Origin of the sequence: Salinibacterium sp. NK8237 (assembly GCF_015864955.1) — a bacterium.
Classification (GTDB): domain Bacteria; phylum Actinomycetota; class Actinomycetes; order Actinomycetales; family Microbacteriaceae; genus Rhodoglobus.
Window position 1 is genome coordinate 1020121 of record NZ_JADYWE010000001.1, and the last position, 12809, is coordinate 1032929.

Annotated in this window: 14 protein-coding genes and 1 tRNA gene; 7 read left to right on the forward strand and 8 right to left on the reverse strand. The window is 60.5% G+C overall.

The genetic code is table 11. The features are described from left to right. The first annotated feature begins 103 nt into the window (after positions 1 to 103). Entirely contained in the window at positions 104 to 1402 is a 1299-nt protein-coding gene (locus tag I6E56_RS04895) for a hypothetical protein (protein WP_197136420.1), read from the forward strand. Positions 1403 to 1466: 64 nt separating this feature from the next. Here the strand turns inward: I6E56_RS04895 and I6E56_RS04900 are convergent, their stop codons facing one another. Then, positions 1467 to 1748, reverse strand: a complete 282-nt coding sequence (locus I6E56_RS04900) for an iron-sulfur cluster assembly accessory protein (RefSeq protein WP_197136422.1) — start codon at positions 1746 to 1748, stop codon at positions 1467 to 1469. A 243-nt stretch (positions 1749 to 1991) separates the two neighbouring features. Between I6E56_RS04900 and nhaA the strand changes: the two genes are divergently transcribed. Both nhaA and pdxH read left to right on the forward strand, forming a co-directional pair. Next, positions 1992 to 3257 (forward strand): Na+/H+ antiporter NhaA, encoded by a 1266-nt coding sequence (gene nhaA, locus I6E56_RS04905; RefSeq protein WP_307842773.1) that lies wholly within the window; start codon positions 1992 to 1994, stop codon positions 3255 to 3257. 36 nt (positions 3258 to 3293) lie between these two features. Further along, positions 3294 to 3935 carry a pyridoxamine 5'-phosphate oxidase gene (gene pdxH, locus I6E56_RS04910; protein WP_197136424.1) on the forward strand — a complete coding sequence of 214 codons (642 nt, stop codon included), beginning with the start codon at positions 3294 to 3296 and terminating at the stop codon, positions 3933 to 3935. 202 nt (positions 3936 to 4137) lie between these two features. Here pdxH and I6E56_RS04915 read toward each other — a convergent pair whose 3' ends face one another. Both I6E56_RS04915 and I6E56_RS04920 read right to left on the reverse strand, forming a co-directional pair. Continuing rightward, positions 4138 to 5355 carry an ammonium transporter gene (locus tag I6E56_RS04915; protein WP_197136426.1) on the reverse strand — a complete coding sequence of 406 codons (1218 nt, stop codon included), beginning with the start codon at positions 5353 to 5355 and terminating at the stop codon, positions 4138 to 4140. A 224-nt stretch (positions 5356 to 5579) separates the two neighbouring features. Further along, a complete protein-coding gene (locus tag I6E56_RS04920) occupies positions 5580 to 6476 on the reverse strand; it encodes an SDR family oxidoreductase (RefSeq protein WP_197136427.1) in 897 nt (298 codons plus the stop codon). Between the two features lie 135 nt (positions 6477 to 6611). Between I6E56_RS04920 and I6E56_RS04925 the strand changes: the two genes are divergently transcribed. From I6E56_RS04925 to I6E56_RS04935, 3 genes are all read left to right on the forward strand, one after another. After that, positions 6612 to 6908 (forward strand): hypothetical protein, encoded by a 297-nt coding sequence (locus I6E56_RS04925; RefSeq protein WP_197136429.1) that lies wholly within the window; start codon positions 6612 to 6614, stop codon positions 6906 to 6908. An 84-nt stretch (positions 6909 to 6992) separates the two neighbouring features. Further along, a complete protein-coding gene (locus I6E56_RS04930; RefSeq protein WP_197136430.1) occupies positions 6993 to 7691 on the forward strand; it encodes an ABC transporter ATP-binding protein in 699 nt (232 codons plus the stop codon). Next, positions 7688 to 8995, forward strand: a complete 1308-nt coding sequence (locus I6E56_RS04935) for an ABC transporter permease (protein WP_197136431.1) — start codon at positions 7688 to 7690, stop codon at positions 8993 to 8995. Before I6E56_RS04930 ends, I6E56_RS04935 begins: the two co-directional genes overlap by 4 nt. A 124-nt stretch (positions 8996 to 9119) precedes the next feature. Here I6E56_RS04935 and I6E56_RS04940 read toward each other — a convergent pair whose 3' ends face one another. Further along, complete coding sequence (locus tag I6E56_RS04940; RefSeq protein ID WP_197136432.1) at positions 9120 to 10283, reverse strand: hypothetical protein; 1164 nt, start codon at positions 10281 to 10283, stop codon at positions 9120 to 9122. Between I6E56_RS04940 and I6E56_RS04945 the strand changes: the two genes are divergently transcribed. Continuing rightward, positions 10282 to 10443 (forward strand): hypothetical protein, encoded by a 162-nt coding sequence (locus tag I6E56_RS04945; protein WP_197136433.1) that lies wholly within the window; start codon positions 10282 to 10284, stop codon positions 10441 to 10443. The two genes, I6E56_RS04940 and I6E56_RS04945, sit on opposite strands and share 2 nt — an antisense overlap. 13 nt (positions 10444 to 10456) lie before the next feature. On the opposite strand, the gene I6E56_RS04950 is transcribed toward I6E56_RS04945, so the two are convergent. From I6E56_RS04950 to I6E56_RS04965, 4 genes are all read right to left on the reverse strand, one after another. Then, a tRNA-Arg gene (locus I6E56_RS04950) sits at positions 10457 to 10528 on the reverse strand. A 60-nt stretch (positions 10529 to 10588) separates the two neighbouring features. Further along, positions 10589 to 10984 carry a hypothetical protein gene (locus tag I6E56_RS04955; RefSeq protein ID WP_197136434.1) on the reverse strand — a complete coding sequence of 132 codons (396 nt, stop codon included), beginning with the start codon at positions 10982 to 10984 and terminating at the stop codon, positions 10589 to 10591. Between the two features lie 67 nt (positions 10985 to 11051). Continuing rightward, on the reverse strand, positions 11052 to 12062 hold the full coding sequence (locus tag I6E56_RS04960; protein ID WP_197136435.1) for a CHAP domain-containing protein: 1011 nt from the start codon (positions 12060 to 12062) through the stop codon (positions 11052 to 11054). Between the two features lie 80 nt (positions 12063 to 12142). Then, on the reverse strand, positions 12143 to 12640 hold the full coding sequence (locus I6E56_RS04965; RefSeq protein ID WP_197136437.1) for an HNH endonuclease: 498 nt from the start codon (positions 12638 to 12640) through the stop codon (positions 12143 to 12145). Positions 12641 to 12809: the final 169 nt, after the last annotated feature.

Sequence of the window (12809 nt, forward strand, 5' to 3'; positions counted from 1 at the left end):
AGCTTGTTACCTCCATAAAACGTGCAACACCCACGAGTTTCGCCAGACTCACCCGCTAACCTCACCCCCAGTTCTCGCGACAAACGGCCCTAGAATACGGTGCATGGTGCCTCACGCCCTGCCCTTTCTCCTCATCACCGACACAGCCGAACTCGTGCGCGGCACCACGATCGCCGTCATCACCGTCGTCGTGCTCGTGGTGGCGATCGGGGTCGTAGCGTTTGTCGTCTTGTTCCGTCGTGGAGGCGACCGCGGCATCCGCGGAACGTCGTCGCAGTCAGCGCTCGAATCGCGGACTGCCAGTCTCTTGGTGATCCTGGATGATCGAGTGCGCGAGGCCGACAACGAACTCGGTTTTGCGGTGGCCCAGTTTGGGGCCGCTGCCGCCCGCGATTTCGGGAGCGCTCTCGCCGAAGCGCGCGGCCAACTTACTGAAGCGTTTCGGCTCGGACAACAGCGTGACGACGTCTCGGCCACCGCCGATCACGCGCGCCGCCAACTCACCCTGCAGATGACAGCGCTCTGCGAAAAGGCGCTCGCCAGTCTCGACCGGTTCGATGCCGCCTTCACTGAGCGACGTCAGAACGAGGTAGTGGCAGCGGAAACAGAACACGAACTGCGTGCTCGACTTTCGACCGTGCGGGCGCGGCAAACGGCGGTGCGCGGTGCCATAGCCGAGAGCGCCATGAGCTACGTGGAATCGGCGTTGACGGCGGCACGTCGCCAACTCGATGCAGCGAGCATCGCTCTCGACGAAAGCGAAGCAGCATTGGATGCCGCGGCCCCCGGCATCAGCCCCACCGGAGTCAACGCGGTCACCGACACCCTCCACACCGCAGCCGCCGCTCTGCACCGCGCCGATCGCGCCGTCTCGGCTGCCGACAGTGCTCTCAACGAGCTAGCCGACGCCGACGCTGCGGTGGCTCGAATGCGCGCGGATGCCGCAAGTGACCTACTCGAAGCGCGGGTGGCACGAGAAACGGCTCCCGATCCGGAGAGCGGAGCGCGCATTGTGACGGCCATCGCGGCCAACGAGAGGGCTCTCGAGCAGACGGCTCCGGCATCCGGAACTGTGTATGACCCGGTCCTGCAACTCGCGCTACTCAGTGATGCCGCAGCAGAACTGGATACAGCCCTAGCAACCGCGCGCAACCAGCAACAGCGGTTTGAACACGCACGTGCTGCCTACCAAGGGACTCTGGTGGCGGCACGGAGTCAGATCTCAGTCGTGCGAGAACTCGTGGGGCGCAGTGGCGCAAGTGCACGGGCCCGCACCCGACTAGCGGAGGCGGAGCGCCAGCTAATGATCGCTGAAGCTGAGACAGATCCGGTAGAAGCATTAGATGCCATCCGCCGGTCAGTTACTCATGCTCGAGATGCTGACGCTCTCGCCCGCTACTAGTCAAAAAGAATTCGATCGACCGCGCGCCGTCGAATTCTGGTCTAGCTATCGAACGTGCGCGTGATTACGCGTTGTCGAGAATGGCGAAGTTCACTGCGCCGTTTTCGCCGACTTCGGCGTGAAGCGTCTTGTCACTCAACGCGACCGAGGCGTTCTCTTCAAGAAAAACGCGGGCGCCGTCGGCTTCAACGACAGAGTCGCCAGCCTCAGGAGCCGCAACGACGGCAACGGTGAGGTTGGGGGCACCAGGTTCCCCGTTGATGCGGAGGCCCGAGGCTTCCGTATTGGGGTCCTGCTCGACGATCGTCTTGACGACCGTGGTGGCTGTTTCGGTGAGGGTGAGCATATGTTCGTCCTTCCAGGTTCAGCGAGATGAAACCCCCACGCTTCCTTAGTGGGCGCGCGTCAGCAAGCCTGAGGCCCGATTGTGAGGCAACTCTCATAGTCAGTGGAGCGCACGGTCAGGTCGAGGCCGTTCCCGTGCACGCCCTCAGCCTCACAACCGGTAGAATTGACAACGGAGTGCCGGGAAGTCTGGTCGGCGATTGTGTCGGCGACCCCGCTGACGAACCTCAACGTCTGGAATTTTGTGACCACATCCGTGAAGAAACTGAGCCCCCGCAAGCGAGTACGCCGGTGGGTCACCATGGAAACCACCAGCGGAATCCTGCTGATGGTTGCCGCTGCGATCGCGCTCATCTGGGCGAACTCGCCGTGGCGTGAAGGCTACGCAGCCCTTGCCGAGACCACGGTCGGCCCCGAGTCGCTGCACCTCAACCTCACCCTCGCCACCTGGGCTGCTGACGGCCTGCTCGCGATTTTCTTCTTTGTGGTGGGTGTCGAGCTCAAGCAAGAGCTTGTAGCTGGCAGCCTGCGCAAACCTCGCGAAGCCGCTGTTCCCGTCTTTGCCGCAATCGGCGGGATGCTCTTTCCCGCGCTCCTCTTTACGCTGATCATTCTCGTTTCAGGCGACTCCACCGCACTCGGCGGCTGGGCAATTCCCACCGCCACCGACATTGCGTTCGCTCTCGCCGTACTCGCTATCTTCGGCCGCGGCCTCCCGCGAGCGCTACGCACCTTCCTGCTCACGATGGCTGTCGTCGACGATCTGCTCGCGATCATCATCATTGCCCTCTTCTACACCGAGAGCATCGACCTGCTCTCGCTGCTGTTCTCACTCATCGCGATTGTGCTCTTTGCTGTTGTCGTTCGCTCGCGCAAACCTCGCTGGTGGCTGCTGCTCCCCTTGGCGCTTGTGGCGTGGGCGTTCATGCACGACTCCGGAGTCCACGCGACTATCGCCGGCGTTGTTCTCGGATTCACCGTTCCCGCCAAACTCGTGCACGGAGAGAAAGACACCCGAACGCACGCGTTCGACGATGCGGTGCGCCCCACCTCATCCGGCATCGCGTTGCCGATCTTCGCCTTCTTTGCCGCTGGAGTCTCCCTCGGTGGAGACGGCGAAAGCGCCAGCGAGGTGATTGTTCAGCCCGTTGTTGCTGCCATCATCGTTGGACTAGTGGTCGGAAAGATTATTGGTGTGCTCGGTACTACGGCGCTCATCACCAAGGTGACAAAGTTCCGTCTCGCCGACTCGATCGGGTTGCGAGACCTCTTGCCCATCGGATTCCTCACGGGAATTGGCTTCACAGTCTCTCTGCTCATCGCAGAGCTCTCTTTCCCCGACAGCGAACACACCACCGGGGCAAAGCTTGCGATCCTCATCGGAACAGGCCTGGCCGCGATCTTCGCCGCGATCAGTCTTCGCTGGGACTCCCGTCTCGCCCGCAGACGCGACATGAACGACGACGGCATTCCCGACCGCAACAAGGCTCTCATCGAAGACGAAGACTAAGCAGCGCGCCTCACGCACGCTGTCGAAAGGATCACCGTGTCCGACCCATTGAGCACCCACACCGACTACGGCCAGCTGCCGCTCAATGATTCGGATGTGCTCGCCGACCCCATAGAGCAATTCCGGCTCTGGCTAGCAAACGCCAGCGATGCGAACGTCTACGAGCCCAACGCCATGGTGCTATCGACCGTGGATGCCGACGGCTCCCCCAGTAGCCGCACCGTGCTGCTGCGCGCCATCGACGACACGGGATTCGAGTTCTTTACGAACTACAGCTCCATCAAGGGCCGCGCACTGCTCGCGAACCCGGCAGCAGCGCTCGTTTTCCCCTGGTATTCGATCCACCGGCAAGTGCTGGTGCAAGGAACAGCTCAGCCCGTCGCTGATGCCCTCTCTGACGCTTACTTCGCCACGCGACCGCGAGGCAGCCAGATCGCGGCGCACGCCAGCGAACAATCGCAACCCATCGCATCCCGTGCACTGCTCGAAGAACGTGTGATCGAGCTCGAGGCTGAGTTCGAGGGCCGCGATGTGCCCCGCCCGGCTGACTGGGGCGGTTTCATGGTGGAGCCCACCACGATCGAATTCTGGCAGGGACGCAGCTCACGCCTCCACGACCGCGTGCGCTTCACGCGTGCCGCCTCTGGCGACTGGGAGCGGATGCGGTTGCAACCCTAAGCTGCGCTCGACGACGCGTAGCCATACGCACACGCACGCACACAACCCCGCTCCTCTAGCAAAACCAGAGGGCGCGGGGTTTATTCGTTAGAGCCACACGGTTTGTTAGCGCCGCATCGTTTGCTAGCGCCGCATCGTTCGTTAACACCAAAAGAGGGACACAGTTGCGATAACAACTGTGCCCCTCCCGAGGTTGTGGGCTCTACTTAGCCGATACAGTTTCCTGCGTCGACAGTGCATAACCCGACTCGCCGTGGACGGCGAGGTCGATACCAGCAATTTCTTCTTCCGAAGTAACGCGGAATCCGATGGTCTTCTGAATCGCGGTTCCGATCAACCAGGACATTACGAAGGAGAAGATTGCTACGGCGAGCACGCTGATCGTCTGAACGGCGAGCTGTCCTGCATCTCCACCAGTGAAGAGTCCGGTGTCGGTGGCGAAGAAGCCAAGGTAGATGGTTCCGATGATGCCGGCGACGAGGTGGAGTCCCACTACGTCAAGCGAGTCATCGAAGCCGAGGTTGTACTTGAGCTCAATTGCGAGAGCACAAACGGCACCGGCGACGACACCGAGAATCAAAGCCCAACCGGGCGTCAGGTTTGCACAAGCGGGGGTGATGGCAACGAGACCAGCAACGACACCTGAAACGGCACCAACTGCTGTGGCCTTACCAGTGCGGAGCTTCTCAACAACGATCCAACCGAGGATTGCTGCGGCGGGAGCGGCGAGCGTGTTGAACACGATCAGGCCGGCCTCGTCGGGGTCGCTAGATGCACCAGCGTTGAATCCGAACCAACCGAACCAGAGCAGTGCTGCACCGATCAGGACGAGAGGAACGTTGTGAGGCTGGGTGATGTTCTTGTTGAAGCCAACACGCTTGCCGAGTACCAGGGCGAGTCCGAGAGCGGCTGCACCAGCGTTGATGTGAACGGCGGTACCACCGGCGTAGTCGATAACGGCAGGAAGGCCACCGAGGCTATCTCCGAGGTTCTGGATCCAGCCACCGCCCCATACCCACGCAGCGACGGGGAAGTAAACGAGCGTTGCCCACACACCGGTGTAGATCATCCAGGGTCCGAAGCGAGCACGGTCTGCGATGGCACCGGAGATAAGTGCGGTGGTGATGATGGCGAAGGTTCCACCGAATGCAACAACGAGGAGGTCAGAGCCGGCGACGCCTTCTTGACCGAAGTTGCTGAACGGGTTACCGGCGAACGACCAAATCGAACCGTCGATCGAGCTCATGTTTGCACCGATGAGAATCCAGAGAACGGCAACGAGGCCGAGCGATCCGAAGCTCATCATCATCATGCTGACTACTGACTTCTCTTTTACGAGTCCACCGTAAAAGAATGCCAAACCGGGGGTCATGAGCAGCACTAATGCAGTGCTTATGAGTACCCATACGACTGTATCCATCTCAACCTCTTTCGCTTTGTGCGCCCTGTGCACACGGATGCTTTTGCGGATTGTCAGTGAGTGTCGGGTTATTCCACTCCCACTGACCCGCACGACAAAGCATCCCGTCTCAGCGTTTCGTAAGACCCTCAGTTATGTTTCGTAGACGTTAAACGTCATCGCTGGGTGTTACGGAAAGGTTTCAAGAAGCCAAAGGTATTCGGTGAATCGGGTCTCAGATATGGCTAGGGCGTCGGAATCCCACCATTGGCGTTGAGCGTTTCACCGATGACATAGCTCGATTCTGCCGATGCCAGGAACACGTACGCCGGCGCCATTTCAGCCGGCTGACCGACTCGCCCCAGAGGCGTATCGTGCCCGAAGCTGGCGATCTTCTCTTGAGGTTGTCCATCTGACACTTGCAAAGGTGTCCACACCGGACCGGGAGCCACCGCATTGACTCGAATACCGCGTTCAGCCAGCTGAGCCGCTGTCGCCTTCGTGAACGAATTGATCGCCGCCTTCGTCGAGGCGTAGTCGACGAGCACCGGTGACGGCTTGTAGGCCTGAACGGAAGTGGTGTTGATAATGGTGGAGCCGGCCGGCAAGTGTTCGAGCGCGGCCTTAGTGATCCAGAACATTGCATAGACATTCGTCTTGAACGTCTGGTCGAATGCCTCGTCGGTGAGATCTTCGAGCTTGGTGCAAAAGACCTGCTTCCCCGCGTTGTTCACGAGGGTATCGAGGCCGCCCAATTTTTCAGCGGCGTCTGCGACGAGGGTGCGGCAGGCTTCCGCACTAGAGATATCGCCAGGGAAGAGGTGGGCTTGCTGCCCGGCATCCCGAATCAGCGCTGCGATGCGCTCGGCATCGCTCTGTTCGCTCGGGAGATAGGAGAGGGCGACATCGGCGCCTTCTCGCGCGAACGCAATTGCGACAGCGCCCCCGATCCCTGAGTCGGCACCCGTAATGAGTGCGCGGCGGCCCGAGAGGCGGCCGCTGCCGCGATAACTGTCTTCGCCAAGGTCAGCGAGCGGCTTCAACTCTGAGTCAAGACCGGGTTCCGGCTGATGCTGTTTCGGCGGTGAAACCTTCTCGAAGCGAGTGGTGGGATCAACGAAGGTGTACTGGTCGTGTGCCATGGTCTCCCTTTTCTCAATAGTGAATAGCGCGGTGGCGCGTCGTCAACTTTAGAAAAGAAAATCTCAGCATCCCTCAGATCCCATGGAACCATGACGCTTTTCCCAGCGAGCACAGAGAGAACGTAGAGTTGGCGGATGCACGACTCCGCGCCAGCAGACATGCCAGACAACGCCACTCCCCCAGCCAAGCCCTCCCTCGTGAAGGCACGCATCCGCCAACTCACCACTCCGTGGTGGCGGTTGGTATGGCTCATCGGCGGGCTCATCTGGGCCGTGGTGTTTAACGTCATCTACGTGAACACCGGCGGAGATCAAGAATGGTGGGGCGTCGCATCCGTGGTGCCGATTGCTCTGCTGCTCGTCGACGTGCTGCGCATCGAACGACTCGAGCGTGCTACTGAGCAGAAACGCCAAGCCGACCTTAAGAAGTAGACAACAAAAGATACTTCTCTCGCCGTAGGCCAGTGACTCCCCTCGGCTGACTCGCTGAGCGCTGAAGTCAGCGAGACTAGGCCTATGACTACCCCCATCATCCGAGTCAAGGATGTCCACAAGTCCTACGGCAAAGGCCCCAACCGCTTTGACGCCCTCAAAGGTGTCACCTTCGACATCAACGAAGGTGAGAGCGTCGCGATCATCGGCAAGAGTGGATCGGGAAAGTCGACCCTCATGCACGTGCTCGCGCTCCTCGATGCCCCGACCTCCGGAACGGTTGAGCTCGAAGGGATCGACACCAGCACGTTGAAAGGCAAAAAGCTCAATCGTGCGCGCAACAAGACGTTCGGGTTTGTGTTCCAACAGTTCTTTCTCACTGCCAACATCTCCGTTCTGGAGAACGTTATGCTCCCGATGAAGATTGCCGGGGTGCGCCGCAGCGAGCGGAAGGCACGCGCGCACGCCGCTCTTGAGCAATTGGAAATGGATGACAAAGCGTCGAACAAGGCCGTCAACCTGTCGGGCGGTCAGAAGCAGCGTTCGGTGATCGCCCGCGCGCTCGTCAACAACCCGCGCATCATTTTCGCGGATGAACCCACCGGAAACTTGGACACCGCGACGGGAGGCAATGTCGAAGACATTCTCTTCGCACTCAACCGCGACAAGGGCATCACCCTGATTGTCGTCACCCATGATGACGAGTTGGCTGCCCGCTGTGACCGCCGCATTTATATTCGCGACGGACTCCTCGTCAACGACACCACGGAGGTGGCCGCATGAACGTTCTCGACCTGATCGGCACCGCCGCATCCAATACCTTCCGCTCGAAGACTCGCACCGTTCTGACGATCCTCGCGATCTTCGTGGGTGCTTTCACTCTCACCATCACCAACGGGCTCGGCACAGGCATCAACCGCTATATCGATGACACGGTGACCGCAATCGGCGCAGAAGACGTTATGACCGTGTCAGTAAGCCAAGACGCCAACGCCGGCTTCGCCGATAGCACTGGGCCCGCCGAATACGACCCCGATGCGATTGCCAGCGATGGCTTTAACCGTCCTGGCTCCACCGTGGTGGCTCTCACCCCCGACGATCTAGAGACGCTCGCTAGCATTGACGGCGTCCTCGATGTTGAGGCGACCAAGTCGATTTCTCCTGACTGGATCCAGTCGGACGACGGCCCCCAATACCTGACCTCCGTGGGCGGACTCGTTGATGGCCAGACAGTGCAGCTCGCTGCTGGTGCGGCCCCGTCTGCCGATTCGGATGCCTTCGAACTGAACGTGCCCATCTCCTATGTGGAATCGCTCGGCTTCGCTGACGCTGACGCCGCTGTGGGCGAGACCCTCACGATTGCAATTACGGATGCGGAGCGCACTCAGCACCTCGTCGACGCCACCATCGTGGGCGTAGCCGAAGAGAGCATCGCCGCCACTGGTGCCGGTGGACTGGTCGTGAACGATGCGCTGACTGACGAGCTGTACTCGACGCAGAACATCGGGATCTCGCTCGACGAGCAGGAGCGTTACGCCCAGGCGAGCATCCGCTTCGATGCTGCCGCAACGGATGCCGATGTCACGGCGCTCAAGGACCGCCTTACCGATGCGGGCTTCACGGGAACGACCGTCGCTGACCAACTCGGTACCATCAAGACCGTCATCGACGCGATCGTGCTCGTATTGAACGCCTTCGCCATCATCGCCTTGTTGGCAGCGAGCTTCGGCATCGTGAACACCCTCTTCATGTCGGTGCAGGAACGCACCCGCGAAATCGGTCTCATGAAAGCCATGGGAATGGGCGGCGGCAAGATCTTCGGGCTCTTCAGCCTCGAAGCTGTCATCATCGGCTTCCTCGGGAGCGCGATCGGTGTCGGCATCGGGATGCTCGTCGGCACAGGCATCAGTTCGGTGCTTGCCGGGGCACTCCTCGCCGACCTCCCGGGTCTCACGCTCATCGCCTTCGACCCGCTCTCGGTCACCGTCATCATCCTGGTCGTCATGGCGATCGCGTTCCTCGCGGGCACCCTGCCCGCCGCTCGCGCTGCCAAGGCTGATCCCGTGGAGTCGCTGCGGTACGAATAGCCACTCAGCTCGTCGCTAGATAGAGGGATGGGACTGCTGCTCACGCGGCAGTCCCATTGTCAGGTGGATCAGCACGCAGCTCAGTTCCCCGGGCCACCGTCGGCGATGCTGAATTGAGAGCGCGTCACACGCTCCGTGACCGGTGGGGTGTCGCGCGCCGTGCTCGCGCTCGGCTCAGAAGTAACACACTACCGACGAGCACCAGAATGCCGGAGACAAGCGCAGCACCGCTGACGTCAGCGCCTGTTGCTGCTAATTGTGCCGCCGGAGGGGTAATCGCGGATGCGGCGTTAACGTCCGTTTCGCCCGGTTGCGACACCGGAGGAGTTGTCGAAGGGGTAGACGGCGACTCGGGTTCGACAGTCAATTCAAATTCGAACACCTGAGTGTTGGGCACGGAGCCTGCGAAACTCAGCGAGTACGTGCCCGCTGCGGCTGTCGCATCAGGATGTTGGTAGGTGAACGAGATCTGGCCGGCGGCATCGGCATCCACCGTACCCACAACCGATGGCGCCCCCTCAGAAGTAAGTGTCACCACGATGCCTGCCTCATCGGGCAGAAACCCGCTTGAGGTGATCGTGATGCCCGAGCTAATGAAAACGCTGCGAGTGATCGTTGTCTGGGCGACGAATACCGGCTCCGGCGTAAAAACGAACTGCACTCCATTGGCCGTGAAACTGCTGAGCTGTTCGGCGCCAGGTGCCGCGTTGTAGGCACTGACCGCGTCGATGAACCCGCCCACGAAAGTGGGATCCAGCGCCAGTTGCGCGTCGAAGTCTGCGAGAGAGCGCTGGGGATCACCCAGCACCCACGGGGTGATGCTGCCGATGGCGCTCGTTGCGATCCACTTCACTGACGGGTCGCTGAAGTCTTCGCTTGGCGACTGCGAGTAGAGGATGATCGGTGTTCCCGCGCCATTCTGGATGAAAATGCTCGCGTAAAACTGTGTGGGGGCAGTCGTCGTGAACGACGTTGTCGCAGCCAGCGCTACCAGGGAACTGCCCGTGTTCAGGGGCAGAGTCGGCGCAAAACCGTAGCTAGGCTGACCTCCCGAGGGTATTTCGAGGCCTGCGGTTGTGCTCACCAGAGCCCCCGCCGAAAAGTTTTGATTGCTCCACCCGTCGGTGCCGAAGGGGGTACCTTCCGCGATAGCGGAATCGACGACGTAGGTGGCTCCGGGCGTCGCTGCTGCCGCCGACGACGCAATCGCTAGCAACACGACGAACGCGATGCCAAGAGCAACGACTGCCATTCCGCCGCGCCGAACACTCGCCACAAAGGCCACCATGAGCCTTCCTTCCGATTCGGGTCACGCTGCACGCTCGCAACATTTTACGTCATCCGCGTTCTATCCGCCCCTGTGGGAACGTCACGGCACGACGCCCCAACTCGAACGCCACGCGCGGGCGTCCGACAAGGCCATGGTGACCCTGCGCTCGGGATTTTAGAGAGATGTGAAGGTGCCCCTGGAGGGATTCGAACCCCCAACCTGCTCCTTAGGACGGAGTTGCTCTTCCGTTGAGCTACAGAGGCTGGCGTTTCGAGTGTAGCGGAGAGCAGCACGAAGAACCCTCAGCCAGAGGGCCAGCGTTACTAGGTGGGCGCTGCCGCACCATCGACCGCGGCGGGCAGCGGATACTTCAGCGGCTGAAGGTCCGGCTCTAACCGCCGCGTGCGCCCCTCGGCGATGCGTTCGGACGAGTAGAAACGTTTGATGATGGACTTGTCGAGCAACTCCGGTGCGTCATCCACGTCATCTACCAGCGCAATGAGGTCGAACCAGGCACGAGTGAGCGTGACATGAAAAGCATCCGGCTTGCCCGCCCGCCCGGCCATGCTCGTGATGCCGACCACGAGACGTTCGAAGCCGTCGACAGCGCCATACGTACGCGCCAGCAACCACGCCACGCGAACGTGACGTTCGTGCGAAAACGCAGCAGGCGCGATGGTGTTGTTTTCGAACGTTGTCATGAGTTCGTCGTCAGTCATGATCGATTGCTCCACGGAGTCGTTCTTGCTGGTTTCAGGCTCACCAGCGCGCAGTCAAGCCAAACAGCTACTGGCCTGGCGGGTAAAGGAACGACTCGACCTCGCTGGCCGGGATCGTGCGCTGGCCATAAGAAAGGGCCACATAGTTGTATTCCTCAAGCAAAACTGAGCCATCGGCATTGACCTGCTTCACGTAGGCAACGTGGTTCTCCCAGCCGAACCACGCAACAGAACCGGCAACGGGAGTCGCACTCACGGTCCAACCGTGGGCCTGCCATGCAGACTGCCACTGGTAGGCATCGCCACCGCTTGGAGTGAGATCAGCCCAAGCCCAGCGGAATGGCGCAGCGAATGATCCGACGTCGCGGTTGAGCCGCCACGCAACGAAGTCTGTGCACTGGCGGTAGTAATAGTTCAACGGCGAAAGGCTTGTTCCCGCTGTCGGCCAAGGATAGTCATCGCCCAGCGCCTGAGCGCCTGATGCGGCGTAGAGCGCATTCGCGGATGCGATCGCGTCTTGCTGCTGAATCACTACCAAATCTTCGGGCGATGTCGCTTCGAACTGATCGCGTTCAAGCTCAGGGAAATCGAGCTCCGCGCTGACGGTAATCGACTGCACGCTCGCGGGCAAAGCATCAGCTACTGCTGCAACGGAAGCGAGGGTGCCTTCATCAGACACCAAGTCGCTCTGGCCATATGCCGGCAGACCTGTGACAACGAAAAGGCCACCGATGACTGCCATTGAGGCGACGGCGTGAAACGGGCTTTTGCGCACGCGCTTGAGTTTCGCCTTGACGGTGTGACTACTCGGCGGGGCAACAGGCGTGTAACGCACTGGGGCTGCTTCGTGTGCGACCGCCGCCGGCGCCACAGGAATCTGCGGAACCGCAATCTCCGAGGTGACAACAACTTCAGGCGAAATCGTCTCGTGCACAGCCGCTGCGACAACAGGTTTTCCTTGTGCCGCCTCACGTGCGGCGCGTGCCTCGCGCCGAGACATGAAGACCGGAGCATCGCTCGCGGAATCCGCCGGATTCACGCCGGAAACGTCCGGGCCATCAGTTGAGATACGGGACAATCGGGAACCTTTAAGTGGAGCGCATTCAAGAAGGACTAGGGAAATCCTTGAACGCAGGAATAATCACAACAGCATAACAGTTATGCCGCTGGAGCCAAATATTCTTCCCAATCTGGGAGTGCCCTTTCAATCCCCCGCACAAGCCATGCGCTGGTGTGGGGCGGGCGTGGCTTGATGAGCAGTCGCCAGTTCATCTCCGCGGGAGTGCGATCGCTCTTCTTGTTGTTGCACCGCAAGCAGCACGCCACCAAGTTCTCCCACGAATCTTCGCCACCGCGAGAGCGGGGCATGATGTGGTCGATGGTGTTCGCTGAAGCCCCGCAATAGCCACAACGGTGGCCGTCACGTCGCAACACTCCGCGGCGAGAGACAGGCAATCTTCGCGTGGAAGGAATGCGCACATAATTTCGCAGGATGATGACCGACGGTCGCTCCCACGATTCACTCGCGCTCCACACCGGATGATCCGGGTCGGCAGCGATAACCGTCGCTTTCTGATTCATCACGAGCACAACGGCTCGTTTGAAGGACACGACCGCGAGCGGCTCATAGCCGGCGTTCAGTACCAAAGTGCGCATTGTCATCCTCTCGAAAGAGCCTGCACGGCTTGCAGGCAATCGACTTCCCTGAAATTCAGCGAAAAGGAGGCAGAAACACAAAAAGGCACCGTCGAAAGACGATGCCTAGTGATTTAGCGCGCAAAAACTACTGCGCGCAATACTGCTGTGTCGTATGTAAAAGTGGGCA